The organism is Citrobacter europaeus (assembly GCA_020099315.1).
GTDB lineage: Bacteria > Pseudomonadota > Gammaproteobacteria > Enterobacterales > Enterobacteriaceae > Citrobacter > Citrobacter europaeus.
Genome location: CP083650.1, coordinates 4,217,723 through 4,241,948 on the forward strand (window position 1 = coordinate 4,217,723; position 24,226 = coordinate 4,241,948).

Consider the following 24,226-nt stretch of genomic DNA (forward strand, 5'->3'; position numbering starts at 1 on the left):
TATCAGGAAACAATTAACACACATATATTGATGTATTTCTTGCAGTCTCTGGAGCAGCATTACGCAACATAACCTGTTAATTATTCAGTAAATATATTCACACCATGAATGTATTTATCACACCTATAGGTGCGTAACCGTGACTGAGAAAAAAATCAGCGGCGTCAAATGGCTCCCATTAATTCTTATAACTCTTATTTCTGCTGGGCTGTGGCAGCTTACACCTCCAACAGGGTTAAGTGAGCCAGCCTGGCATTCGGCAATAATCTTCGTTGCTACCATAGCCTCTATCGTGGCGAAAGTTTTACCCATCGGCGCAGTCGGCATTATTGGGATTACGGTTTTTGCGCTCGTCTATGCAGCCGGGGATAAAACCGCCAGCGGCGCTATCACCACCGCACTAAGTGAACTGAACAGTTCGCTTATCTGGCTTATCGTCGTGGCTTTTATGATTGCCTGCGGGTTTATCAAAACGGGCCTCGGACGACGTATTGCGCTACAAATGATCCGCCTGCTCGGCAAGCGCACGCTGGGACTCGCCTACGGTCTGGCCTTTGCCGATCTGATCCTCTCTCCCGCAATGCCGAGTAATACAGCACGCTGCGGCGGCGTCATCTATCCGATTGCCGACTCTCTGGCGCGCAGTTTCCATTCGAACCCGGAAGATGAGTCCCGCAGTAAAATCGGCACCTTTCTTATTACCTGTATTGGCAACGTTAACGACGTGACGGCAGCACTGTTTATGACCGGCTATACCGGTAACCTGCTGGCAGTAAAACTGGCGGCCAACGCCGGGGTTACGCTGACTTGGGGCAGCTGGTTTATGGCGGCACTGCTGCCTTGTCTGGTCTCTTTGCTGCTGGTTCCATTACTGGTCTACTGGATTGTGCGCCCGGAAATTAAACACACGCCGGATGCCCCGAACCTGGCGCGTAAAGAACTGGCGGAAATGGGCCGCATGTCACGCGGCGAATGGCTGATGCTGGCTACCGTCGGTGTGCTGCTGGTGCTGTGGATTTTTGGCGATACCTTAGGTGTCGATGCCACTACCGCCTCGTTCGTAGGACTGTCCATTTTATTACTGAGCGGCGTGCTGAGCTGGGAAGATGTGAAAAGCGAGAAAGGCGCATGGGACACGCTGATTTGGTTTGCCGCGCTGCTGATGATGGCGAACCAGCTGAAAAAGCTGGGTTTCACCACCTGGTTTGGCAATCTGATCGGCGATAGCCTGAGCAGCACCATGCACGGAACCAGTTGGGTGATCGTCCTGCTGCTGCTGAATGCTGCCTACTTCTATACCCACTACTTTTTTGCCAGCGGTAATGCGCAGATAGCCGCGCTATACGCCGTTTTCCTCGGCGTCGGTTTGCATCTGAATATTCCCGCGGCCCCCACGGCGTTAATGCTGGCCTTCACCAGCAGTTTGTACTGCTCGCTCACCCAATACACTCACGCTCGCGGTCCAATTCTGTTTGGCGCAGGGTACGTTCCAACGGGCGTCTGGTGGCGCACTGGCTTTATCATCAGCCTGTTTAACCAGGCGGTCTTTATTACCGTGGGCCTGATGTGGTGGAAGGTGTTGGGTCTGTACTAAACTGACTGCGTCCCAACAAAATACCTTACTACGGAGAAAAGGAATGACCTGTATTTTCTGTCAAATTGTTGAAGGCAAAGCGCCCTGCCATAAGGTCTGGGAAGACGAGCATCACCTGGCTTTTCTGTCGATTTTCCCGAACACCGACGGTTTTACCGTGGTGATCCCGAAAAAGCATTACCCCAGCTATGCCTTCGATATGCCGCCGCAGGCGTTGGCTGACCTGATGCTGGCAACCCAAAAAGTGGCTAAGAAACTGGATAAGGCTTTCCCGGACGTCAGCCGTACGGGGATGTTTTTCGAAGGTTTCGGCGTAGACCATGTGCACAGTAAATTAAGCCCCATGCACGGTACTGGCGATTTAACCCACTGGAAACCGATTGAAGCGCGGCAGAACAAATTTTTCGAGCAGTATGAAGGGTATCTGTCGTCACACGATCATGAACGGGCGGATGATGCAAAACTGGCCGCATTAGCGGCCAGAATTCGTGAGGCGTAAGTACTGAGTCTCTCTACTGGATGGCGGCGCAAGCCACTTACCCGGCCTACAAAATCGTGCTATTCGTAGGCCTGATAAGTATTTCACTACCGGGCAAGACGGATTAGCGCCCCGCAACTTTCCCACGTTTTTTGTTCGCGGCAGGCGTCTGGCGCTGATGCGCCACTGGCGTATGTTTAGTCAACGCCGGACGAGTATGACGGTTCTGACGACGTGCTTCGCGCATCTCTTCCAGCGTAGGCGCCGGAACCAGACATTCGCGACGACCACCGATCAGATGCTTTTTACCCATATCTTCCAGCGCCTGGCGGATTAACGGCCAGTTGGCTGGATCGTGGTAACGCAGCAGGGCTTTATGCAGACGACGCTGCTTATCACCTTTCGGCACCACCACGTCTTCACTCTTATAACCAATTTTACCCAGCGGGTTTTTCCCGGTGTAATACATGGTTGTGGAGTTCGCCAGCGGCGATGGGTAGAAGTTCTGCACCTGATCGAGGCGGAAACGACGTTGTTTCAGCCACAGCGCCAGATTCACCATATCCTCGTCACGCGTACCCGGGTGCGCGGAAATAAAGTACGGGATCAGGTACTGTTCTTTACCCGCCTGTTTAGAGTAGGTATCGAACAATTCCTTAAAGCGATCGTAGCTGCCCATCCCCGGCTTCATCATCTTCGACAGCGGGCCTTCTTCAGTATGCTCTGGCGCAATCTTCAGATAGCCGCCAACGTGATGGGTCGCCAGCTCTTTGATATAACGCGGATCTTCAACCGCGATGTCATAGCGTACACCGGAAGCGATGAGGATCTTTTTAATACCTTTCAAATCACGCGCACGGCGATAAAGGTTAATCGTCGGTTCGTGGTTGGTATCCATATGCGGACAAATATCCGGATAGACGCATGACAGACGACGGCAGGTCTGCTCCGCACGCGGTGACTTACAGCGCAGCATATACATGTTCGCCGTTGGGCCACCGAGATCGGAAATCACGCCGGTAAAGCCCGGAACGGTGTCGCGAATGGCTTCGATTTCATTGATGATCGAGTCTTCAGAGCGGCTCTGGATGATGCGGCCTTCGTGCTCGGTGATCGAACAGAACGAACAGCCGCCAAAGCAGCCACGCATAATGTTGATCGAGAAGCGGATCATCTCATAGGCCGGAATACGGCTGTCGCCATACGCCGGATGCGGCACGCGCTTGTAAGGCAGCGCAAAGACGCTGTCCATCTCTTCGGTAGAGAGCGGAATGGCTGGCGGGTTGATCCAGATGTAGCGATCGCCATGCTTTTGCATCAGCGCGCGCGCGCAGCCTGGGTTGGTTTCGTGGTGCAGGATACGCGACGCATGCGCATACAGCACTTTGTCGCCCTTCACTTTTTCGAAGGACGGCAGCAGCACGTAGGTTTTTTCCCACGGTTTCGGTCGTGGCGGCTGTACGGTTACCGCTTTCGCTTCCTGTTTTTTCGGGGCGACAGGTTTGTTGTCGGCACACGGCAAATCTTCGCCGTACGGATGTGGAATCGGGTCAATCTTGCCCGGCGTGTCGAGACGCGTGGAGTCCACCCCACTCCAGCCCGGCAGCGCTTCTTTAACCATAATCGCGGTGTTACGCACGTCGCGGATCTGATCGATAGTTTCACCCATCGCCAGACGATGTGCCACTTCCACCAGCGGACGTTCGCCGTTGCCGAACATCAGCATGTCGGCTTTGGAATCCACCAGAACGGAGCGACGAACGGTATCAGACCAGTAGTCATAGTGCGCGGTACGGCGCAGGCTGGCCTCAATGCCGCCGAGAATAACCGGCACATCTTTCCATGCTTCCTTACAGCGCTGGGTATAAACCAGCGTGGCGCGGTCCGGGCGTTTGCCTGCCACGTTGTCTGGCGTGTAAGCATCGTCATGGCGCAGTCGGCGATCGGCGGTATAACGGTTGATCATCGAATCCATGTTGCCTGCGGTCACACCAAAGAACAGGTTCGGTTTACCCAAACGCATAAAATCGTCTTTGTTGTTCCACTCCGGCTGGGCGATAATCCCAACGCGAAAGCCCTGCGCTTCCAGCATACGGCCGCAAATTGCCATGCCAAAGCTGGGATGGTCGACGTATGCATCGCCGGTAACCAGAATGATGTCGCAGCTATCCCAGCCAAGTTGGTCCATTTCGTCACGTGACATCGGCAAAAACGGTGCCGGGCCAAAACAGGCAGCCCAGTACTGCGGCCAGGAGAAAAGGTCTCTGTCCGGCTGGATCAGGGATATTGCGCTCATAGTGCTTCCAAAAATGGTAAAAAAATAATCAAAGGCCGGGGATTATAAGCCGGAATGCAATAGAGATCGAAAGATTATGAGCGCTGAAGCATTATTTTCCCGCACCGCAAACTTCGTCTATTCGCGCTTTGCCATCAAAAACAGAAGACTCGCCAATATACTGCCTGAAAGCATCGCGAAGTTCCGTACAAGAAATCCCTCCTGCATGTAGCGCGCTCACGACCTGCGATCCCTTATCTTCAGTGTAAAAACCGTGCGCCAGTTGGTTATCAGAGTAAGGCGCTTTACGCTCCAGTATGTCGCGAATAACAAGGGTAAGGACTTGCGGATCTCCATTACTGTAGCCCCTCGCACGGTCGATGGCCTCTTCCAGCACCTTATTGTTCCCATCGCGGTCGTCAAAATCCGTCCATTGTACGACGTCTTTGTCCAGAATGGCCTGAATCACCGGACGCGGCGCATACTCCACCAAATACTTCAAAAGCTGGTCGCGATAGTCGGAGTCGGTTTCCGCCTTCAGGATAGCGGGCGTAGCGGCAATATCATCCGCGATCGTGACATCTCCTGACAACGCTCTGGCCTGGAGCTGGTACATCCGCTTTATCGGTTGACGATGATTCCACAGAAACTGCGTCAGTTCAGCATCGCCTTCTTTGAGTATCCTGCGGTAAACCTCATCATTTAATAACGATGGCATGTGGCGTAATAAGACCGTTGCCATTGCAAAATAGCGCTGTTTTTGTTCGGTCGTTGGTATAGCAGAAAAATAAACATTATTGCTTAATGGGTTATCCTCCATCAGCGCTTCCCGATTGCGAGCAGCCTGTTCGGAATCACCTGACAATAATTCACTGAAAACCTTCAGCGCGGTCTTATTCTGGCTATTAACCGCCTGGGTCAGTGGCGATACATAAGGGTAGCCCGCGTTATCAAAAGGATTAGCCCCACTGGCGATTAAAATCCTGAACGTTGACTCCGGCATATCTTGTTCATATGCCGAATAAGAAAGCATTTTCTGACGGAAAGCGGGATCGCTTAACTGGTTTTTAAAGCTATCACTGGCCTGATGCAGCGTATAGAGTTGATTAATATCTCGCGCGCGCTGGAAATCTACATAAAGCTGCGGCTCCAGTTGATTCTGACATACGAAAAAAATGGCTATGGCGACAAGATGGCCGCCAACCGAAGAACCGAGCAGTGTTTTTCCTTTGTACAGCAACCAAAAAGCCAGTATTCCAGCAAGTATCGCAGGGGAAACGATCAAAAGAATACGCGAGTTTAATTCGTCGCCATAAAAAGTAAAAACGCCCCACAGCGATAGCAAAGCGACGCACTGTGGTAATACCAGCCATAGCAGGATATGACGACTGGTGAGATTTTTAAAACTGGAGCAAATCAACACCAAAATAGCGATGCCTGCTATTACAGGCATCGCCATCATCAAAAAAAATACAATAAGGTCATACCAGGTAAAACTAATCATCGTTGCATCCTTTGCAATAAAACGAATCCATGCGATATCAATAAATTAGCTACGGCGCCGGATTCACCAATATCTGACCGATCGAGCCCCGGTCCGCCATTTCCAGCGTCTGGCTGTTAAAGTAGAACGGGAAATGAGCCCAGGAAGGTTGTCCGTAGTAAACCAGTAATTCAACCTGACCGTCGACCCAGACGGTATCTTTCCAGCCTCTGTCTTCCGGGAACGGCATCGCGCCATTCACATTACGGATCAGGAACGAGACGCCTTCAATATGGAAAGACTGAGGCATATCCGCCCTTACCGTCCAGCGCTCCCAGGAGCCCTGCTGGGCGGTAATATCCATACGGTTGACGTCCCACAGTTGACCGTTAATGCCAGGATCGTCATCCAGGCTGATATCACGGCTGCGAATCGGCGAACCGCTGAGGATTTCAGTTGGCAGCAGACGCATTGGCAGGCTATCAGTCACCAGTGGCAGAAGACCTGTCGGGCGCAACGTCAGTACCAGCGTGGAGATGAGAATACTGGAAGGCTCAAAGAATCCGCGGATCCTGTCGACAATGCTGGCCGCCTCACCGCAGGTGATAGAGACCTCATTTCCGTTAGTCATATCCACCAGAATCTCACGGCGCTCGCCCGGCGCCAGCGAGAGCTGCTTCACCGAAACCGGCGCAGGTAAAAAACCCTGATCGCTGGAAATCACATGCAGCGGACGGCCATCGCTCATTTGCAGCTGGTAACGACGCGAGTTTGAGGCGTTCAGCAAGCGCAAACGCACCCAGCCGCGGGAGACTTCGACATACGGGCTTTGCGCCCCGTTGACCAGTAACGTATCGCCAACAAAACCACCGCTACCGGGCTCGCTGTATTCCGGCGTGCCAAAGTTGTCCAGGCGCTTGTCCTGGATAATGATCGGAAAATCATCCACGCCATAGTGGTTTGGAATAGACAGTGACTTACTCACTTCATCTTCAACCAGCCACATCCCGGCAAGACCGTTGTAAACCTGCTGGGCGGTACGATTTGGCGTATTGGCGTGATACCACAACGTGGCGGCATTCTGGCGAATCGGCAGCACTGGCGCCCAGTCCGCATTAGGAGACATCATACGCGCCGGGCCGCCCATCAGCGGGCCGGGCACCTGTAGTCCGGCGACGGTCATTGAGACATTTTCAGTCAAACGGTTGCTGTAGATAAGCTTGACGTCATCCCCTTTCCAGACGCGGATCGTCGGTCCCAGGTAGCGGCCGTTAACCCCCCAGACAGGCGCGCGGGTGCCTTGCGTAAAGGACCAGTGCGCGCGTTGCAGCGTCATAAATAGCGGCTGTCCCCGACGGGACTCCAGCAGCGGAGGCACGGGTAACGGTTGTTGCTGACCGGCAGCATTAGCCTTCAGCGGAACAGCACCTGCACACAGTGCGATCCCCGATGCCTGAATGAACTGACGCCGACTGAATGACATATAAACTCCATGAAAAACTGGCGATTAACACGCAGGAAATCTTTTCCTGTAAAAAACCCGAATTGCGCGGATTAAACCTTACCGGCGGCTTCCCGCTCAGCAACTTCTTTATCGAGTTCTGCGATTTTTTGTTCCATCAGCGTACGGCAATGCGCTGCCAGTTCACGAACCTGATCTTTCCCAAAGTGGCTAATATCTACCGGCGGCAGCATCTCTACAATCGCCAGACCATTATTGAGTCGGTTGAGTTTTATCTTGTTCGAGGTTGTTGAAACGCACACTGGAATGACCGGGACACCCGCCGCAATCGCCGCATGAAACGCACCGGTTTTAAACGGCAGCAAACCGCGACCACGGCTGCGTGTTCCTTCCGGGAACATCCAGATAGAAATGCGACGTTTTTTGAAATGGTTCACCACGGCTGCAATGGTGCTGTGCGCTTTTGCGCGGTTGTTTCTGTCAATCAGCAGGTTGCCGGTTAACCAGTACAACTGCCCGAAGAACGGGATCCACAGCAGGCTTTTTTTACCTACCGTCACCGTCGGCGGCTGAACGATATTCGCCGCGGTAACCATGTCATAGTTGTTCTGATGGTTACAAATATAGATAGCATTACCATAGTTCTGCGCGTCTGCCGGCATGCGGCACTCGACCTTCAGGCCATAAAGCGGAGCCAGGCGGCCAAACATATGACCGAACGTTGCGACGTGTTTTGGATTTCGCGGGCTGAACAGACAGTATATACAACCGAAAATACAGACCAGAATGCAGTAAATAACAGTAATGATTAAACGAAAAATATATAGCATAACAACCTCTAAGGCCTAAGAGCCTGGCATTTTACGTCACCTGATTCATCATGCAGTATCAGGTTAGGGCTTTGTTAAGGGCGGCTCTCTGGAAAAGCGTATTGTTAATCGCAACGCACGAATAAACAACGGTTTCACGGGAATTTTTAACGTTGGCTCTCCCTGGGCTAAAACAGGGAGAGCCGGACGGTAGCGTTATTCTTCGCTGTCGCCGTGACTGGCGCGTCGAGGCGAGTCAATATCAATGCTGTCGATACGCTGCAGACCACGCATTAGCGTCCCGCGACGGCCACGCTCGCCGGTTACTTTCTGCAACTCTTCAGGACGCAGTTTAATTTTGCGCTTACCGACGTGGATGGTCAGCGTGCTTTGTGGCGGCAGCACGTAGAGCTTCGCCAGGCCATCTTCGCCTTTCGCCGCTTCCGCTGAAGGGATATTGATAATCTTGTTCCCTTTGCCTTTAGACAATTGTGGCAAATCGCTTACCGGGAACATCAACATGCGACCAGCCTGGGTGATGGCCAGCAGCATATCGGTTTCATCTTCAATCACCACTGGCTGCATCACGCGCGCATTTTCTGGCAGCGTAATTAATGCCTTACCAGCACGGTTACGTGCTACCAGGTCATTGAAGGTGCAGACAAAACCGTAGCCCGCATCGGAAGCCATCAGCAGTTTCTGATCGTCGCCTTCCATCAGCATGTGCTCAACCGTCGCACCCGGCGGCAGAGTGAGCTTACCGGTCAATGGTTCGCCCTGGCCACGCGCCGACGGCAGCGTAATCGGGTCGATGGCATAGCTGCGCCCGGTCGAGTCAACGAACACCACCGGCTGGTTGCTCTTACCCTTCACTGCCGACTTAAAGCTGTCGCCCGCTTTATAGCTTAATCCTGGCGCATCGATGTCGTGGCCTTTCGCACTACGCACCCAGCCACTCTGGGACAACACAATGGTCACCGGCTCTGACGGCAGCATGTCGTGCTCGCTCATCGCCTTCGCTTCTTCGCGCTCTGTCAGCGGAGAGCGACGATCGTCGCCATAGGCCTCGGCGTCAGCCTGCAGTTCTTTCTTCAGCAGGTTACTCATTTTACGCTCGGAAGCCAGAATGCCCTGCAGCTGATCGCGCTCTTTCGCCAGTTCATCCTGCTCACCGCGGATTTTCATCTCTTCGAGTTTGGCAAGGTGGCGCAATTTCAGCTCAAGGATGGCTTCAGCCTGCGTTTCAGAAATACCAAACCGCGACATCAGCTCGGGCTTAGGTTCATCTTCATGACGAATGATTTCGATCACTTCGTCAATGTTGAGGAACGCCACCAGCAAACCTTCAAGGATGTGCAGGCGTTTAAGCACTTTTTCCAGACGATAGTTCAGGCGACGACGCACGGTATCGCGACGGAACGCCAGCCATTCGGTGAGGATCTCCAGCAGGTTTTTCACCGCCGGACGCCCATCAAGACCGATCATGTTCAGGTTGATGCGGTAGCTTTTTTCCAGATCGGTAGTGGCAAACAGGTGGTTCATCACCTGTTCCATATCCACGCGATTAGAGCGCGGGACAATCACCAGACGGGTCGGGTTTTCGTGATCCGATTCGTCGCGCAGGTCGTCTACCATCGGCAGCTTTTTATTGCGCATTTGAGCGGCGATCTGCTCCAGCACTTTTGCCCCGGAAACCTGATGCGGCAGCGCGGAAATCACCACTGCGCCGTCTTCTTTCGTCCATACCGCACGCATACGTACGGAGCCGCGTCCGTTTTCGTAAATCTTACGAATCTCCGCACGCGAGGTAATGATCTCTGCTTCGGTCGGGTAATCCGGCCCCTGTACAATATCCAGCAACTGATCCAGCGTCGTTTTCGGCTGCTCAATCAGAGTAATCGCTGCTTTTGCCACTTCACGCAGGTTGTGCGGCGGAATGTCCGTCGCCATACCCACGGCAATACCGGTCGTACCATTCAGCAGAATATTGGGCAGACGCGCAGGCAGCATCTTCGGCTCCTGCATGGTGCCGTCGAAGTTTGGCACCCAGTCTGACGTTCCCTGACCGAGTTCACCCAGCAGGACTTCCGCATATTTAGACAGGCGGGATTCGGTATAACGCATCGCCGCGAAGGATTTCGGATCGTCTGGCGCCCCCCAGTTCCCCTGCCCGTCAACCAGCGGATAACGGTAAGAGAACGGCTGCGCCATCAGCACCATCGCTTCATAACACGCGCTGTCGCCGTGTGGATGGTATTTACCCAGCACGTCACCGACGGTACGGGCGGATTTTTTAAATTTGGCGCTGGCATTCAGCCCCAGTTCGGACATCGCGTACACGATGCGACGCTGAACGGGTTTCAAACCATCGCCAATAAACGGCAACGCCCTGTCCATGATGACGTACATGGAGTAGTTCAGATAAGCGTTTTCCGTGAATTCATGCAGCGCCAGGCGCTCTGCCATATCGCTCATTAATCGTGGTTCCTCAACTTTATACCCCTCAATGAAAGGGCAATATTGCCGCAGATACTACCCTATCTGGCGTGTTGAGTCACAAAGAAAAGGGCCGCGAATGCGGCCCTGATGGGGATTATTTGGCAACTTTGGTAATCTGTTTCACGTCGATTTCAACGGAGTTCCAGTCTTTATCCACCTCGCCCTGGATTTCAACCACATCCTGCGGCGTGACGGTTACACCGTTCCAGCGCTTGTGGTCGATATCCACATTCACCGTGCCGGTCGCATCTTTAAACACATACAGGTCGTCGGAAATACGTTCAACGATGTTCCCACGCAGGGTAACCCAGGTGTCATCACGCAGCGATTTGGCGCTTTCTACCGTTGTGCTGCTACCGTTCGGGCCGACAAATCCGCCGTTTTGGCTTTGCGTGGTGGTGGTTGGTCCAGAGAAGCCGCCCTGCTGAGCTGCCAGAACAGGTGCGGAACACAGTGCCATTACGGCAACCATTGCAGCTAATTTTTTCATCGTCATGTCTCCCTTTCATGTTGGTTTACGACTATTAAATAAGTTAATCCTTAACAAGTTCTTAAGGCAAAAAAAGATACTTTTTTTGCTGTACAGAGGCTGTAGCCACAGGTTTACTGATGGTAAAGAAAGCGGCGGCAGGGAAGAACATATGCGTATTTTACTGATCGAAGATGACACATTGATTGGCGATGGCCTGAAAACGGGTCTGAATAAAATGGGTTTCAGCATCGACTGGTTTAGCGAAGGCCGTCAGGGGAAAGAAGCGCTTTATAGCGCTCCTTATGATGCAGTTATCCTCGACCTGACGCTGCCTGGCATTGACGGACGGGACATCTTGCGCGAATGGCGAGCCAACGGGAAGCAGGAGCCGGTGCTGATCCTGACCGCTCGCGACGCGCTGGCAGAACGCGTTGAAGGCTTACGTCTGGGCGCGGATGACTATCTTTGCAAACCCTTTGCGCTGATTGAAGTTGCCGCGAGGCTGGAGGCGCTGGTGCGCCGTGCCAGCGGCCAGGCCAGCAGCATATTACGCCATGGTCAGGTGACCCTCGATCCCGGCGCGCTGGTCGCCACGGCGGCGGATGAGCCTTTGTCTCTCAAACCCAAAGAGTTCGCGCTGCTGGAGCTACTTATGCGCAACAAAGGTCGCGTCCTGCCACGCAAACTGATTGAAGAAAAACTGTATACCTGGGACGAGAACGTCTCCAGCAATGCGGTTGAAGTACACGTCCATCACTTACGCCGTAAGCTCGGCAGCGACTTTATCCGTACCGTGCATGGCATTGGCTACACCCTGGGTGACGCATGAAACTCACACAACGCCTCAGCCTGCGCGTCAGGCTAACGCTTATTTTTTTGATTCTGGCATCAGCGACCTGGGCCGTTTCCAGCTTTGTGGCCTGGAAGCAGACTACCGATAACGTCGATGAGCTGTTTGATACGCAACTGATGCTGTTCGCCAAACGGCTCAGCACGCTGGATCTTGACGAGCTAAAAGCCTCAGAGCGCATTGCGCATACGCCGAAAAAATTCAAACATGGCCATATTGATGACGATGTGCTGACCTTTGCTGTCTATACGCCAGAAGGGAAAATGGTGCTCCACGATGGCGACAATGGTCAGTACATTCCCTATAGCTATCGCCGGGAAGGTTTTGACGATGGCTATTTAACCGGCGACAACGATAAATGGCGCTTTGTCTGGCTGACGTCGGCGGATAAAAAATACCGCATCGTTGTGGGGCAGGAATGGGAATACCGTGAAGACATGGCCCTGGCGATTGTGACAACGCAACTGGTACCCTGGCTTATCGCATTGCCATTGATGCTATTAATCCTGATCGTATTGTTAAGTCTTGAGCTCAAACCCCTGAAAAAACTGGCGCAGGCGTTACGTTTGCGCGACCCGGAATCTGAAGATCCCCTCAGTTTAAAAGGCATTCCCGGCGAGGTTCGCCCGCTGGTTGAATCGCTCAACCAACTTTTTATCCGTATTCACACCACCATGGTGCGCGAACGGCGCTTTACTTCCGATGCGGCTCATGAACTACGTAGCCCACTCACCGCGCTGAAAGTACAGGCCGAAGTGGCGCAATTGTCTGACGATGATCCGCAGGCAAGGCAAAAAGCCTTAATGCAGATGCAAACCGGCATTGAACGCGCCACCCGACTGGTCGATCAACTCCTGACGCTTTCGCGCCTCGACTCCCTCGACAATCTTCAGGATGTAGCGGAAATCTCGCTGGAGGAGCTACTGCAATCCGCGGTGATGGATATCTACCACCCGGCCCAGCAGGCGCACATCGATGTGCGTTTGCAGATTAACGCGCACGACATTACGCGTACGGGACAGCCGCTGTTACTCAGCCTGATGGTACGAAATCTGCTGGATAATGCGATCCGCTACAGTCCGCAGGGTAGCATTGTGGAAGTGACGCTCAACGCCCGCAATTTCAGCGTCAAAGATAATGGTCCTGGCATCGCGCCTGAGGTCCTTACCCACATCGGTGAACGCTTTTATCGCCCTCCGGGACAAAGCGTGACCGGCAGCGGTCTCGGCCTGTCGATTGTCCGCCGTATCGCGACTTTGCATGGAATGTCAGCCTCATTTGGTAACGCTCCGCAAGGTGGCTTTGAAGCTAAGGTCAGTTGGTAACTGGGTTATTATTGCTCAAACAGCAAAAGACTTTGCACATTTTGCTAATTTCACCGCACCGCTGGTGGGAGTAAAATCGTCCTCAAACGTATTTCCTTGAGGACACAAAATGAGCAACATTCTGATTATCAATGGTGCGAAAAAATTCGGCCATTCTAATGGTCAACTGAATGACACCCTGACCGAGGTCGCGGACGGTATCCTGCGCGACCTCGGGCATGATGTTAAAGTCGTACGCGCAGACAGCGATTATGACGTTCAAACAGAAGTGCAGAACTTCGTGTGGGCCGATGCGGTTATCTGGCAAATGCCTGGCTGGTGGATGGGCGCACCGTGGACCGTGAAAAAATACATCGATGACGTGTTTACCGCAGGTCACGGTACGCTGTATGCCAGCGATGGCCGTACACGTTCAGATGCCTCTAAAAAATACGGTTCCGGCGGGCTGATTCAGGGCAAAAAATACATGTTGTCTCTGACCTGGAACGCACCGATGGAAGCCTTCACAGAAAAAGATCAGTTCTTCCATGGCGTTGGCGTTGATGGCGTTTATCTCCCGTTCCATAAAGCAAACCAGTTCCTGGGAATGGAAGCGCTGCCGACCTTTATCACCAATGACGTGATTAAAATGCCGGACGTCCCGCGTTATATCGCAGAATATCGCAAGCATCTGAACGAAATTTTTGGTTAACTGGTAACCTGGAATTAGAAGGAGTTAACCATGCTTACCGTTATTGCAGAAATCCGTACACGTCCAGGTCAACATCACCGCCAGGCGGTACTGGATCAGTTCGCTAAAATCGTTCCGACCGTACTGAAAGAAGAAGGCTGCCACGGCTACGCGCCGATGGTCGATCATGCTGCTGGCGTCAGTTTTCAGACCACGGCCCCGGACTCAATCGTGATGATTGAACAGTGGGAAAGCATTGCGCATCTTGAAGCGCATTTGCAGACACCGCACATGAAAGCCTATAGCGAAGCCGTGAAAGGTGATGTGCTGGAGATGAATATTCGTATTCTGGAATCTGGCATTTAAGATTGTCGATTTGCCGGATAACGCCACAAACAGACGTATCCGGCTTACACAGCAATCTCCAGGCCCGGTAAGCGCAGCGCCACCGGGCATTCTTTACCAGTAAAGCTTCCAGCTCTGGGTGAAGCGCATTAACGCTTCAACGTAGAAATAATCCCCCCAGCTTGCGCACTCATCGACCCCTTTGTTGCTCGACAGGTGATACACCGAGTGTTTCAGTAGCCCGTTCCCCAGCTCATCTTTGCCCATCAGATAGTGCCTGGTCAGCGAAGACATGATCCCCATCGCCCACTGCTGATAGCGTTCGCGATCCGGATCGGTCACCGGCAGGTGTTTAATCAGCTCCAGCAGACCGCAGACGGCAATCGCTGCCGAAGATGAATCGCGCAGCGCATCGGTCCCGACTAATGCCAGATCCCAATGGCAAACGGCATCTTCCGGCAAACGATTAAGAAAATAGTTGGCCAACTTTTTCGACAGCTGCACCATCTGGGTATCACCGGTGTAGATATAGCTCAGCAGAAAACCATAAATTCCCCACGCCTGCCCACGCGACCAGCAAGAATCGTCGGCATAGCCCTGCTGAGTATTACCGTAACGCGGCTCGCCGGTTTGCACGTCCATATAGTAGGTGTGGAAGGTCGAGGCATCCTGGCGGATCAGATATTTTGCTGCCTGCGCAACGTGCGCTTTGGCGGCATTCGCAAAACGCAGATCGCCCGTTTGCTCGCTTGCCCAGTACAACAGCGGCAGATTCATATTGCAGTCGATGATCATCCGCCCGGCCTGCTCGGGATCGCGAAGATCGCCCCATGCCTGGATGATCTGCGCCTTTTCATGAAAACGCTCCAACAGCGCTTCTGCCGCCATCAGGGAAAACCCTCGCGCATCACGATTACCCGTCAATCGCCAGGCCGCCACGCAGGAAAGCGTGTAGAGGAATCCCAGGTCGTGGGTGTTGGTATCGTGGCGTCCGCCAATACGCAAGCCAAACGAACGCACATGTTTCTCCGCCATCTCACGAAATTTGCTCTCACCACTCATTTCCCACGCCAGCCATAACTGCCCGGTCCAGAAGCTGGTCGTCCATTCCACATTATCTGTCAGCGGGTAATAACCTTGCACACAGGTTTCGGCAGGAAATTGTTCACCGAATTCCGTTAAATGACGGCTAATCAATTCGAGGACATGTTCTCGAGCGCTACTCATTTGATCCTGAAAGCTACCAGGATTAACCGGGCTGCCAGGAAATACGCGCAACGATTCCTCAACGATATGATTTAACATATTTCGGTTCCTTCTTACGTAAATTATTTTGCAGGATTATTTTCAGCAATATCGAGAGCGATATTTTTGCCTCGTTTGCTCTGACAGGCAGATAAAGTAAATGCTGATATTAATGTAAAGATCAGCGCCACAATGCCCATAATGATATATGTCTTCTCAAAACCGATCCGGTCATACATTAATCCAGCAGGTGATGAAACTACCACGTTACCGACATACAGCATGGCCTGATAACCCAGTAAATACATGGTCGCATTTACCCGTTTATCAAAATGCTCGGCAATATATTTAAAGACGGAAACCAGTAATAAACAGATCTCCAGACCGTATAGCGGTTTCAGCACAGAAATGAGCAGATGAGAGTCACACAGACCGGAGATAACCAACCGAGCGCCCACCAGCAGCCCAACAATCAGCAGGCCACGCTTCGCACCAACATAATTGACGAATAACGGGATGACCATGTACATGACAAATTCCATTCCCGACTGCACGGTCCCCAGATAGCCAAACACGGCGTTCCCTTCATGCACATCCGAGAAGAAAGTGACGAAGTAGCGGGAGAACTGCTGCTCAGCGATGAACATCATCCACGCTACGCCTGCAACATACAGGCAGAATGCCCAGAATTTACGATTTCGCAGCAGGGCGTACACATCCGCCGGGGCGATTTTCTCTTTGGTTAACACCTGCGAGGCGTTGGCCGCATTGACATTGACTTTCAGACTCAGCAGAACAACCAGCATCACCACCGACGCCACGCTGCCGAGCATAAAGTTATAGGCCGGAGAGAGGTTAAATAGCAGGCCAGAGAACGATGACGCCACTGCCCAGCCAAGTGACCCCCACATGCGGATTTGCCCAAACTCCATGCCGTTCAGGCGGCTGTAGCGATCGGAATACGATTCACAGGCAGCCACCCCGGCATACCACGCAAAGCTTAAGTAAATCGCGCCAACGATAATGCCCAGCATTGTATTGGACAGTAATAATGGCTGATAGACATAAATAAAAAAGGGTGCCATTAATGCAGACATCACCACGACAAAATAGAGCAGATATTTACTCATCCCTATTTTATCGAGAATATAGCCATAAATAGGTTTCAGAATAACCGAAAAAATACCATTCACGGCAAATACGGTGCCGATCACCGTACCACTCAATTGCGCTTTTTGCCCTAACCAGATAGCCAGCAGACCAATACTTGCAGACCACGTAAAGAAATAGAGGAATATAAAACTACTTATTTTATAATATTCAGTCCGATTTCCCATTGAACTATTTTTCATACCATCCTCGCTATAAAAAGAACGACAACTGGCGTGCACTTTCAGGCTGCTGAATAACAACCTGGCTATTGTTGATAGAAAGCAGCGGAACGGCGGCGTACTGTCTTTGCTGTCCACTGGCGCTCACGGCGCAGCAAAGCCAGCTTTCGCCCTGTGGGATTTCGGCGGTAAGCACAGGGATCGAGGCGCATTCAGGGAACATGATGCTGCTGTTTGGCGGCGTGACCACGTTGTCTGGCTGACGAACTATGGACGGTGAAAGATCAACGATAACGCTGGTTCCATTACGTGCCGCAATGAGACAGCCGCGATCTCGTAGCTGAGGCTCGGCTTTCATTACCGCAAATCCCCCTTCCACCGTTTGCAGGCTTCGCGCGCTGTGAATACGATGCAAACGAAGATGCCACTCACCAAACGGGACCAGCCATGTATCAAGGGTAACGTCATGCCAGGGAGACCAGCGGGACCAGATAAAATTCTCATCAACCCGAACGTCATCGCACTGACGACGGCCACGATAGTAGCCATCGCCGTCTGCCAACAGCAGCATAGAGTCACAGGCCGCATGTTTGATGCCGTAACGGCCACGCTCAATGGTGAAACCGAAACGGCTGGAGTAGGCGAATTTGGTGTATTTGGCTTCGGTATTGACGTAGTTGTTCAGTTCAAGCTGGCCTGAGGTCAGCATCGTGACATGTTCAGAATGCTCACTGTGCTGCATGATCTGCGCGGCATGCGTAATCACCCGTTTTTCGTCAAGTACGGGTAAGGCCTGCTCTTCAGCCTGCCAGAAGGGATGCTTCTCGGGCAGAGCGAGGATCAAAAAGACCTTCAATGCCCAGTAGGGCGATCCCGGCGAGTTGTAATCTTCGCACATCGCCAGGTTCGGATAGGCAAACCCCAGTGTCAGAATGCCATCACGATCGAAAATCGGCTGCTTCTGCCACCAACGCAAATGGCGCAGGATCACGCCTTTAATGACGCCTGGCGAAAAGACATCCAGTTCAGCAAACGCTACTGCGCTCCAGAACGCAACCATGGCAAAGCGGTAGGTCAGGCTGCGGCCAAACGGCACCGATGCGCCGTCTGCTGCGGACAGATAAATGAAATCTTCGGCAAACAGACGCGAGCGCTCACGCAGAGTGGCGGCACGATCGGCATCATCGGGGCTTAGGGTGGCATATAACAGGCCATAAAAATGGAAGGCCATAGAGATGTAGTAATCTTTCGGACGCCCGGGACCATCGGAATACCAGCCGTCACCGAGATAGTAGGCTTCCATCAGTTCAAAACGGCGATCGATAGCAGCCTGATCATAAGGCAGACCCGCCCGCTTGAAGCCAAGCTGAACGATAATCGCAAAGTAGTTCCAGTTGCTGTCCGGCATTTGCGCGTCGGTTATCTGGTTCAGCCAGCAATGCAGATTTTCACGTTCGCGCAAGGAGAAACAGTCCGTCAGTTGCGTCTGTAACAATGCCAGACCCAGACCATATGCAGCCATCTCGACCAGGCGCTGATCGTACGGGCCGGTTTCCCCCCAGTAGTGTGGACTTTGCGGATCGGTGCCAAGTTTTATCGCCTGAATGTATTTTTCGGCATACGGCGCATCAGCCCCGCCCGCCATCAGCGGAAACAGTCCCCACAGCGCCCGAGAAAGTCCTTCCATACAGGCAATATCCACGCTGTAGTGAGCACAGGTATTGCCAAGTGAAAACTGAGCCTGTCCCGCCGGAAACTGCTGATCCAGCGCACGCAAAATGGCGTGAACAGCGCACGTTACGTCTTCGCGTGATGACAATGGATTTGATTTTTCTTCAGTTGTTGACCACATACTCTGCCCCTCTGAATTAAGTGGCTAAAGAATAGTGAATCGCAGAGCAGCAGAAATGTTACGTCAATCACACCACCAGCATTAAAGTAAAACAGCGATTGAGGAAATTTAAAAATAGGGTTTATAAATTACTATTCGGCGGCAAAAGTTTAAATTTATTGCACTATGACCTTATCCTCACAGCAAGAACATCTGGAGCTGATCGCCCTCAACGATGCGATTGCATCGTTCAGCCGTTTATTCGCCAATACGGTGCGTTACCACCACTGGCATCAGTGTCTGGAAGTGCTGTATGTGGAAGAAGGCTTTGGCGTGGTCACGGTTGACCATAAGCAGTTCACCATGCGACCAGGACGGATGTTCTTTTTTCCGCCGTTTACCCTACACAAGATATGGGTCGACGAGCAGGCGCGGGATGGTTATCGGCGTACCATTATTCATCTCGATCAACATGCGGTGCTGAAGGTGCTACGCGACTTTCCGCACACTCAGCAGCATCTGCAAAATCTGAGCGTGCGCGGCAGCGAAGCATGGGTTGTCGACGCGGCGGATATCCACACCCATGTTGATTTTCTTTTCAGCCGTTATGAAAAAATGGCTGCACAGAAGCCGCTGAACACTGAGCAGGTTGCCTGTCTGTTAGTTAATTTATTCAGCCTGTTACCCGAAGATAACGGCAATATGCCAGAAATTAGCAGTGGAATTGCCAGTCAGGTAATGTTCTGGCTGGATGAGCATTACACCCACAAATTTAGTCTGGCGGCGCTGGCGCAGGAGCTGGGCAAATCAAAAAGCTATGTTTCCCGCCGCTTCCAGATGGAAACGGGCGAGAGCATTCTCGACTATCTCAATACTCTACGTCTGCGAAAAGCCTGTGAAGCGCTGCTACACAGTGAAATCAGCGTGCGGGAGATTGCGCAAAAGGTGGGATTTTCAGAGGTGACGTACTTTATCAGCGCCTTCGGCAAAGGCATTGGCGAGACGCCGCTGCAGTATCGCAAGCGGCATAAACAGTAACGCCGGATAAGGCGGTTTACGCCGCCATCCGGCATTCACGGTCAATTATCCTTCGAGATCCGCCAGGTCGCCTTTCTCCTGCAACCAGTTACGGCGATCTTCAGAACGCTTCTTGGCCAGCAGCATATCCATCATTGCGTTGGTACGCTGATCGTCTTCATCATCAATGATGAGCTGCACCAGGCGACGGGTGTTCGGATCCAGCGTGGTTTCACGCAACTGCATCGGGTTCATTTCGCCCAGACCTTTAAAGCGCTGCACGTTCGGCTTGCCTTTCTTGCGCTTTAACTGCTCCAGCACGCCCGCTTTCTCTTCTTCCGTCAGTGCGTAATACACCTCTTTACCAAGGTCGATACGGTATAACGGCGGCAGCGCCACGTAGACGTGACCGTGTTTCACCAGCGTGCGGAAGTGTTTCACAAACAATGCGCAAAGCAGCGTGGCGATGTGCAGACCATCGGAGTCCGCATCCGCCAGGATACAGATCTTGCCGTAGCGCAATTGGCTCAGATCGTCGCTGTCCGGATCGATGCCGATCGCCACCGAAATATCGTGAACTTCCTGCGAGGCCAGCACTTCATCGGAAGAAACTTCCCAGGTATTGAGGATCTTACCTTTCAGCGGCATGATCGCCTGATATTCACGATCGCGCGCCTGTTTTGCCGATCCGCCCGCCGAGTCACCTTCGACGAGGAACAGTTCGGTGCGATTGAGATCCTGAGCGGTACAGTCCGCCAGTTTCCCCGGCAGCGCCGGACCGCTGGTCAGCTTTTTACGCACCACTTTTTTCGCCGCGCGCAGACGACGCTGGGCGCTGGAAATCGCCATCTCAGCCAGCAGTTCAGCCGACTGCACATTCTGGTTCAGCCACAGGCTGAAAGCATCTTTCACGACGCCAGAGACGAATGCCGCACACTGACGCGAAGAGAGGCGCTCTTTGGTTTGTCCGGCAAACTGCGGATCCTGCATTTTTACCGACAGCACGTAAGCACAGCGATCCCAGATATCTTCCGCCGACAGCTTCACGCCGCGCGGCAGGATATTGCGGTATTCACAGAACTCGCGCATCGCATCCAGCAGACCCTGACGCAGACCGTTAACGTGCGTACCGCCCTGCATAGTTGGGATCAGGTTCACATAGCTTTCGGTCAGCAGCTCGCCGCCTTCAGGCAGCCAGAGCAGCGCCCAGTCCACAGTTTCCGTCTCACCGCTAAAGTTACCGATAAACGGTTTTTCAGGAAGCGTCGGCAGGCCATTCACCGCTTCGCTCAGATAGTCATTCAGACCATCCTGGTAGCACCAGCGCTGTTCGCTGTTGTTGACCTCATCCTTGAAGGTGATCTCAACGCCCGGGCACAGCACCGCTTTAGCTTTCAGGACGTGCGTTAAGCGCGAAACGGAAAAGCGCGGGCTGTCAAAGAAGCTTTCATCCGGCCAGAAGTGCACGCTGGTTCCGGTATTGCGTTTACCGCAGGTACCGACAACCTGTAAATCCTGCACCTTATCGCCGTTCTCAAACGCGATGTTGTATACCTGCCCGTCACGGCGCACGTTCACTTCCACACGCTTCGACAGGGCGTTAACCACAGAGATCCCCACCCCATGCAAACCACCAGAGAACTGATAGTTCTTGTTGGAGAATTTACCGCCCGCGTGCAGACGACAGAGGATCAGCTCTACCGCCGGAACGCCTTCTTCAGGGTGAATGTCTACCGGCATGCCACGGCCATCATCAATAACTTCCAGAGACTGGTCGGCATGTAAGATCACGTCCACGCGTTTCGCGTGGCCCGCCAGTGCTTCATCCACACTGTTATCAATCACTTCCTGTCCAAGATGGTTCGGACGGGTGGTATCGGTGTACATCCCCGGGCGACGGCGTACCGGCTCAAGCCCAGTGAGTACCTCAATGGCATCAGCGTTATAAGTTTGCGTCATGGTTTAAATAAGCAATTCGAATTGATCGTCAGAAACTGTGCAGTCCAAGGAAATCGACAATCGGGTTGAAATAATCTTCGAAGCCCGTGAATGCGTGGTTTCCGCCCTCAATAACTGTCTGGCGGCAGGAGGCGTAATACGCCACCGCCTGGCGGTAGTCCAACACTTCATCGCCCGTTTGTTGAAGCAGCCAGATCAAATCCGGCGCTTCCAGCGGGTCAATCTGCATGACTTTAAGATCGTAAATATGGCGTGACTCTAGCACATATTGCTGCCCCGTGTAGGGGTTCTCGTTTTGACCGAGATAGTCGACCAGCAGTTCATAAGGTCGGACAGCAGGGTTCACTACCACCGCTGGCAGTATAAAACATTGCGACAGCCAGGTGGCGTAATAGCCTCCCAACGAGGAACCGACAATGCCCAGCGACTCTCCGCCATGTTCAAGAATGATCGATTCCAGCATCTCTGCGGCCTGGGCCGGATACGGCGGCAGTTGCGGTACGATCATCTCAACGTGCGGATGGTGCTCCGCCAGCCAGTTTTTCAGCAAGCACGCCTTCGCCGAGCGAGGAGAACTGTTAAATCCGTGAAGATAGAGAAGCGTAGACATCAGTAGCCTTCTGAAGCGGTATCAGGGTGGAAGCGATTACCCTGCAGACGACGTACCTGAGTCTGCAACGTCCCGTCAGCAAAAAGCTCCAGCGTCCGCCAGCCGGGGCTAATGGTATCTAACGTGAAGTTGGAACAGTGCGGCTTGAACTGCACGCAGGTCGACGGCGTCGCCAGCAGGCGGCGTCCGTTCCAGTTCAGATCCAGCTCCTGATGAATATGCCCGCACAACAGATATTTAGCGCGAGGATAATTCACCAGCACGTTATCCAGCTCTGCGGCATTACGCAGGCTATGCTGATCGAGCCAGCTACAGCCCGCAGGCAGAGGATGATGATGCAGAAGCAGTAAGGTATTGCGCTCAGGCGCATCGGCAAGTTTACGTTCCAGCCATTCTAGCTGAAATTCGCTTAACTCACCGTGTGGAACGCCGAACACCTGACTGTCGAGCAACAAGATTTGCCACTGCTCGCCAATGAAGACGCGTTTAGCGGGGGAAATCCCTGCATCCTGAAGCGCGCTGTACATTGCTGGCTGAAAATCGTGATTGCCCGGTAGCCAAACGCAGGGCGCACGAAAACTTGCGATGCCCTCAGCAAAATGCTGATAGGCCGCAGCGGATTGATCCTGCGCCAAATCCCCCGTCGCGACGATCAGATCGTACTCAGGCGACTCTGCATGTATTGCATCCAGTACGGATTGATAGCTATCCCAGGTGTTCACACCCAGCAGCGTTTCATGCTTTTCGGCAAACAGGTGAGTGTCTGTAATTTGTAAGATCCTGACTCTGGCCTCACCAGCCAAAGGAAGGGTTAACAGGCTTTCCAAATGGTGTCCTTAGGTTTCACGACGCTAATAAACCGGAATCGCCATCGCTCCATGTGCTAAACAGTACCGTAACCAGTCGGCCAGAAACTGATTAATTTGATGCTTTTCGTCGCGTTGATGCAACTTTTTATTTGGATAATCATACCGCGCTTTGAAGCGAAAGATCTGCTGACTCGAACACACTTCAGCCACCCTTGCGTCATGATACAGGCGCACAGTCAATGACGGCAGGCTCCAGTAAGTGACTGCCGGTGCCGTTTGTTCGATCGCGACAAGCGTAGTGTATCGGGTCGATTCAACGATCGTTAACCGATATTGTGCGTTTGCTACCTGATAGCTCACTGTTTCACCGGCTGCGTCATTACGCGGCAACAGGCGGCGCAATTGCGAATAGTTGGTTTCGCACAGGCGCATCATTTCAGGGAAGTCAGGTGTGTAACGCTTCATTTTTTCCACTCAGTTTTTAACTCTTGATAGTGCAGCTGTAACCATTGCAAGGCGATGACAGAAGCCGCGTTGTCGATTGTCCCCTCTTCTACCCATTGGTAAGCCTGCTCCCGACTCACCACATGAACACGAATATCTTCGTTTTCATCAGCCAGACCGTGGATCCCGCTCGCGGTCGTGGCGTCCACTTCGCCAACTAAAATAGACAGGCGCTCGCTGGTGCCGCCCGGGCTTGCCAGATAGCTCAGAACGGGCTTCGTACGTTTAACGTCCAGCCCGGCCTCTTCCATCGCTTCACGTCGGGCAACATCCTCAACGGTTTCACCCTCTTCGATCATCCCGGCTACCATTTCCAGAAGCCACGGGCTTTCGCTGGTGTCAAACGCCGCGATGCGGATCTGCTCAACCAGCACAACTTCGTCCCGCTCAGGGTCAAAGGGTAGCAAGACTGCCGCGTGTCCGCGCTCAAAAATTTCGCGCTTTACCTCGCCGCTCATACCGCCGTTAAACAGGCGATGGCGGAACCGATAAAGATCCAATGAAAAAAAACCGCGGTATAGCGTTTCTCGTGCAATAATTTCTACATCATTTTTAGTGAAAGTCATTGGCAAGTTGTCTGGTTTACGCATTGTGCTGTCCTGAAACCAATAGTGATTAAAATGTGAATTTCAAGGTCGTTTGACTGATGTTTGAACGC

21 protein-coding genes are annotated in these 24,226 nt (G+C 52.7%); 7 read left to right on the plus strand and 14 right to left on the minus strand.

The window, feature by feature from the left end; all coding sequences use genetic code 11:
- Nucleotides 1-139: 139 nt before the first annotated feature.
- Together LA337_19720 and LA337_19725 are read left to right on the plus strand one after the other, a co-directional pair.
- Nucleotides 140-1,594, plus strand: coding sequence for an anion permease (locus LA337_19720; protein UBI15365.1), 1,455 nt, complete (start codon nucleotides 140-142; stop codon nucleotides 1,592-1,594).
- Nucleotides 1,595-1,637: 43 nt separating this feature from the next.
- A complete protein-coding gene (locus LA337_19725) occupies nucleotides 1,638-2,093 on the plus strand; it encodes an HIT family protein (protein ID UBI15366.1) in 456 nt (151 codons plus the stop codon).
- 103 nt (nucleotides 2,094-2,196) lie between these two features.
- On the opposite strand, the gene LA337_19730 is transcribed toward LA337_19725, so the two are convergent.
- The 6 genes from LA337_19730 to LA337_19755 all read right to left on the minus strand — a co-directional run bounded on the left by LA337_19730 (nucleotide 2,197) and on the right by LA337_19755 (nucleotide 11,090).
- The gene (locus tag LA337_19730) at nucleotides 2,197-4,368 is read right to left on the minus strand and encodes a YgiQ family radical SAM protein (protein ID UBI15367.1); all 2,172 of its coding nucleotides are present in this window, start codon (nucleotides 4,366-4,368) and stop codon (nucleotides 2,197-2,199) included.
- Nucleotides 4,369-4,459: 91 nt separating this feature from the next.
- Nucleotides 4,460-5,851 carry a hypothetical protein gene (locus LA337_19735; GenBank protein ID UBI15368.1) on the minus strand — a complete coding sequence of 464 codons (1,392 nt, stop codon included), beginning with the start codon at nucleotides 5,849-5,851 and terminating at the stop codon, nucleotides 4,460-4,462.
- Between the two features lie 49 nt (nucleotides 5,852-5,900).
- Nucleotides 5,901-7,313 carry a cell division protein FtsP gene (gene ftsP, locus LA337_19740; protein UBI15369.1) on the minus strand — a complete coding sequence of 471 codons (1,413 nt, stop codon included), beginning with the start codon at nucleotides 7,311-7,313 and terminating at the stop codon, nucleotides 5,901-5,903.
- Between the two features lie 71 nt (nucleotides 7,314-7,384).
- Complete coding sequence (plsC, locus tag LA337_19745; GenBank protein ID UBI15370.1) at nucleotides 7,385-8,122, minus strand: 1-acylglycerol-3-phosphate O-acyltransferase; 738 nt, start codon at nucleotides 8,120-8,122, stop codon at nucleotides 7,385-7,387.
- A gap of 195 nt (nucleotides 8,123-8,317) precedes the next feature.
- Nucleotides 8,318-10,576, minus strand: a complete 2,259-nt coding sequence (parC, locus tag LA337_19750) for a DNA topoisomerase IV subunit A (GenBank protein ID UBI15371.1) — start codon at nucleotides 10,574-10,576, stop codon at nucleotides 8,318-8,320.
- A gap of 118 nt (nucleotides 10,577-10,694) precedes the next feature.
- Complete coding sequence (locus LA337_19755; protein ID UBI15372.1) at nucleotides 10,695-11,090, minus strand: YgiW/YdeI family stress tolerance OB fold protein; 396 nt, start codon at nucleotides 11,088-11,090, stop codon at nucleotides 10,695-10,697.
- Nucleotides 11,091-11,241: 151 nt separating this feature from the next.
- On the opposite strand from LA337_19755, the gene qseB reads away from it, so the two are divergent.
- The 4 genes from qseB to LA337_19775 all read left to right on the plus strand — a co-directional run bounded on the left by qseB (nucleotide 11,242) and on the right by LA337_19775 (nucleotide 14,283).
- A complete protein-coding gene (gene qseB / locus LA337_19760; GenBank protein ID UBI15373.1) occupies nucleotides 11,242-11,901 on the plus strand; it encodes a two-component system response regulator QseB in 660 nt (219 codons plus the stop codon).
- Entirely contained in the window at nucleotides 11,898-13,247 is a 1,350-nt protein-coding gene (gene qseC, locus LA337_19765; GenBank protein ID UBI15374.1) for a two-component system sensor histidine kinase QseC, read from the plus strand. The genes qseB and qseC overlap by 4 nt, the downstream gene beginning before the upstream one ends.
- A gap of 109 nt (nucleotides 13,248-13,356) precedes the next feature.
- On the plus strand, nucleotides 13,357-13,938 hold the full coding sequence (locus LA337_19770) for an NAD(P)H-dependent oxidoreductase (protein UBI15375.1): 582 nt from the start codon (nucleotides 13,357-13,359) through the stop codon (nucleotides 13,936-13,938).
- 30 nt (nucleotides 13,939-13,968) lie between these two features.
- Entirely contained in the window at nucleotides 13,969-14,283 is a 315-nt protein-coding gene (locus tag LA337_19775; GenBank protein UBI15376.1) for an antibiotic biosynthesis monooxygenase, read from the plus strand.
- Nucleotides 14,284-14,376: 93 nt separating this feature from the next.
- Here LA337_19775 and LA337_19780 read toward each other — a convergent pair whose 3' ends face one another.
- The 3 genes from LA337_19780 to LA337_19790 are packed head-to-tail and all read right to left on the minus strand — an operon-like array spanning nucleotide 14,377 to nucleotide 18,690.
- Nucleotides 14,377-15,567: a glycoside hydrolase family 88 protein gene (locus LA337_19780; protein UBI15377.1), complete on the minus strand. Its 1,191-nt coding sequence runs from the start codon at nucleotides 15,565-15,567 to the stop codon at nucleotides 14,377-14,379.
- A gap of 23 nt (nucleotides 15,568-15,590) precedes the next feature.
- Entirely contained in the window at nucleotides 15,591-16,859 is a 1,269-nt protein-coding gene (locus tag LA337_19785) for an oligosaccharide MFS transporter (GenBank protein ID UBI15378.1), read from the minus strand.
- Nucleotides 16,860-16,869: 10 nt separating this feature from the next.
- Nucleotides 16,870-18,690, minus strand: a complete 1,821-nt coding sequence (locus tag LA337_19790; protein ID UBI15379.1) for a DUF2264 domain-containing protein — start codon at nucleotides 18,688-18,690, stop codon at nucleotides 16,870-16,872.
- Nucleotides 18,691-18,855: 165 nt separating this feature from the next.
- Between LA337_19790 and LA337_19795 the strand changes: the two genes are divergently transcribed.
- Entirely contained in the window at nucleotides 18,856-19,707 is an 852-nt protein-coding gene (locus LA337_19795; protein ID UBI15380.1) for an AraC family transcriptional regulator, read from the plus strand.
- Nucleotides 19,708-19,752: 45 nt separating this feature from the next.
- On the opposite strand, the gene parE is transcribed toward LA337_19795, so the two are convergent.
- Genes parE through nudF form a run of 5 tightly spaced genes read right to left on the minus strand, consistent with a single transcriptional unit; the run spans nucleotide 19,753 to nucleotide 24,158 of the window.
- Nucleotides 19,753-21,645, minus strand: a complete 1,893-nt coding sequence (gene parE, locus LA337_19800; GenBank protein UBI15381.1) for a DNA topoisomerase IV subunit B — start codon at nucleotides 21,643-21,645, stop codon at nucleotides 19,753-19,755.
- A gap of 28 nt (nucleotides 21,646-21,673) precedes the next feature.
- On the minus strand, nucleotides 21,674-22,255 hold the full coding sequence (gene yqiA / locus LA337_19805; protein ID UBI15382.1) for an esterase YqiA: 582 nt from the start codon (nucleotides 22,253-22,255) through the stop codon (nucleotides 21,674-21,676).
- Entirely contained in the window at nucleotides 22,255-23,082 is an 828-nt protein-coding gene (gene cpdA, locus LA337_19810) for a 3',5'-cyclic-AMP phosphodiesterase (GenBank protein UBI15383.1), read from the minus strand. Before cpdA ends, yqiA begins: the two co-directional genes overlap by 1 nt.
- Nucleotides 23,083-23,106: 24 nt before the next feature.
- Entirely contained in the window at nucleotides 23,107-23,529 is a 423-nt protein-coding gene (locus LA337_19815; GenBank protein UBI18520.1) for a DUF1249 family protein, read from the minus strand.
- A complete protein-coding gene (nudF, locus tag LA337_19820; GenBank protein UBI15384.1) occupies nucleotides 23,526-24,158 on the minus strand; it encodes an ADP-ribose diphosphatase in 633 nt (210 codons plus the stop codon). Before nudF ends, LA337_19815 begins: the two co-directional genes overlap by 4 nt.
- Nucleotides 24,159-24,226: the final 68 nt, after the last annotated feature.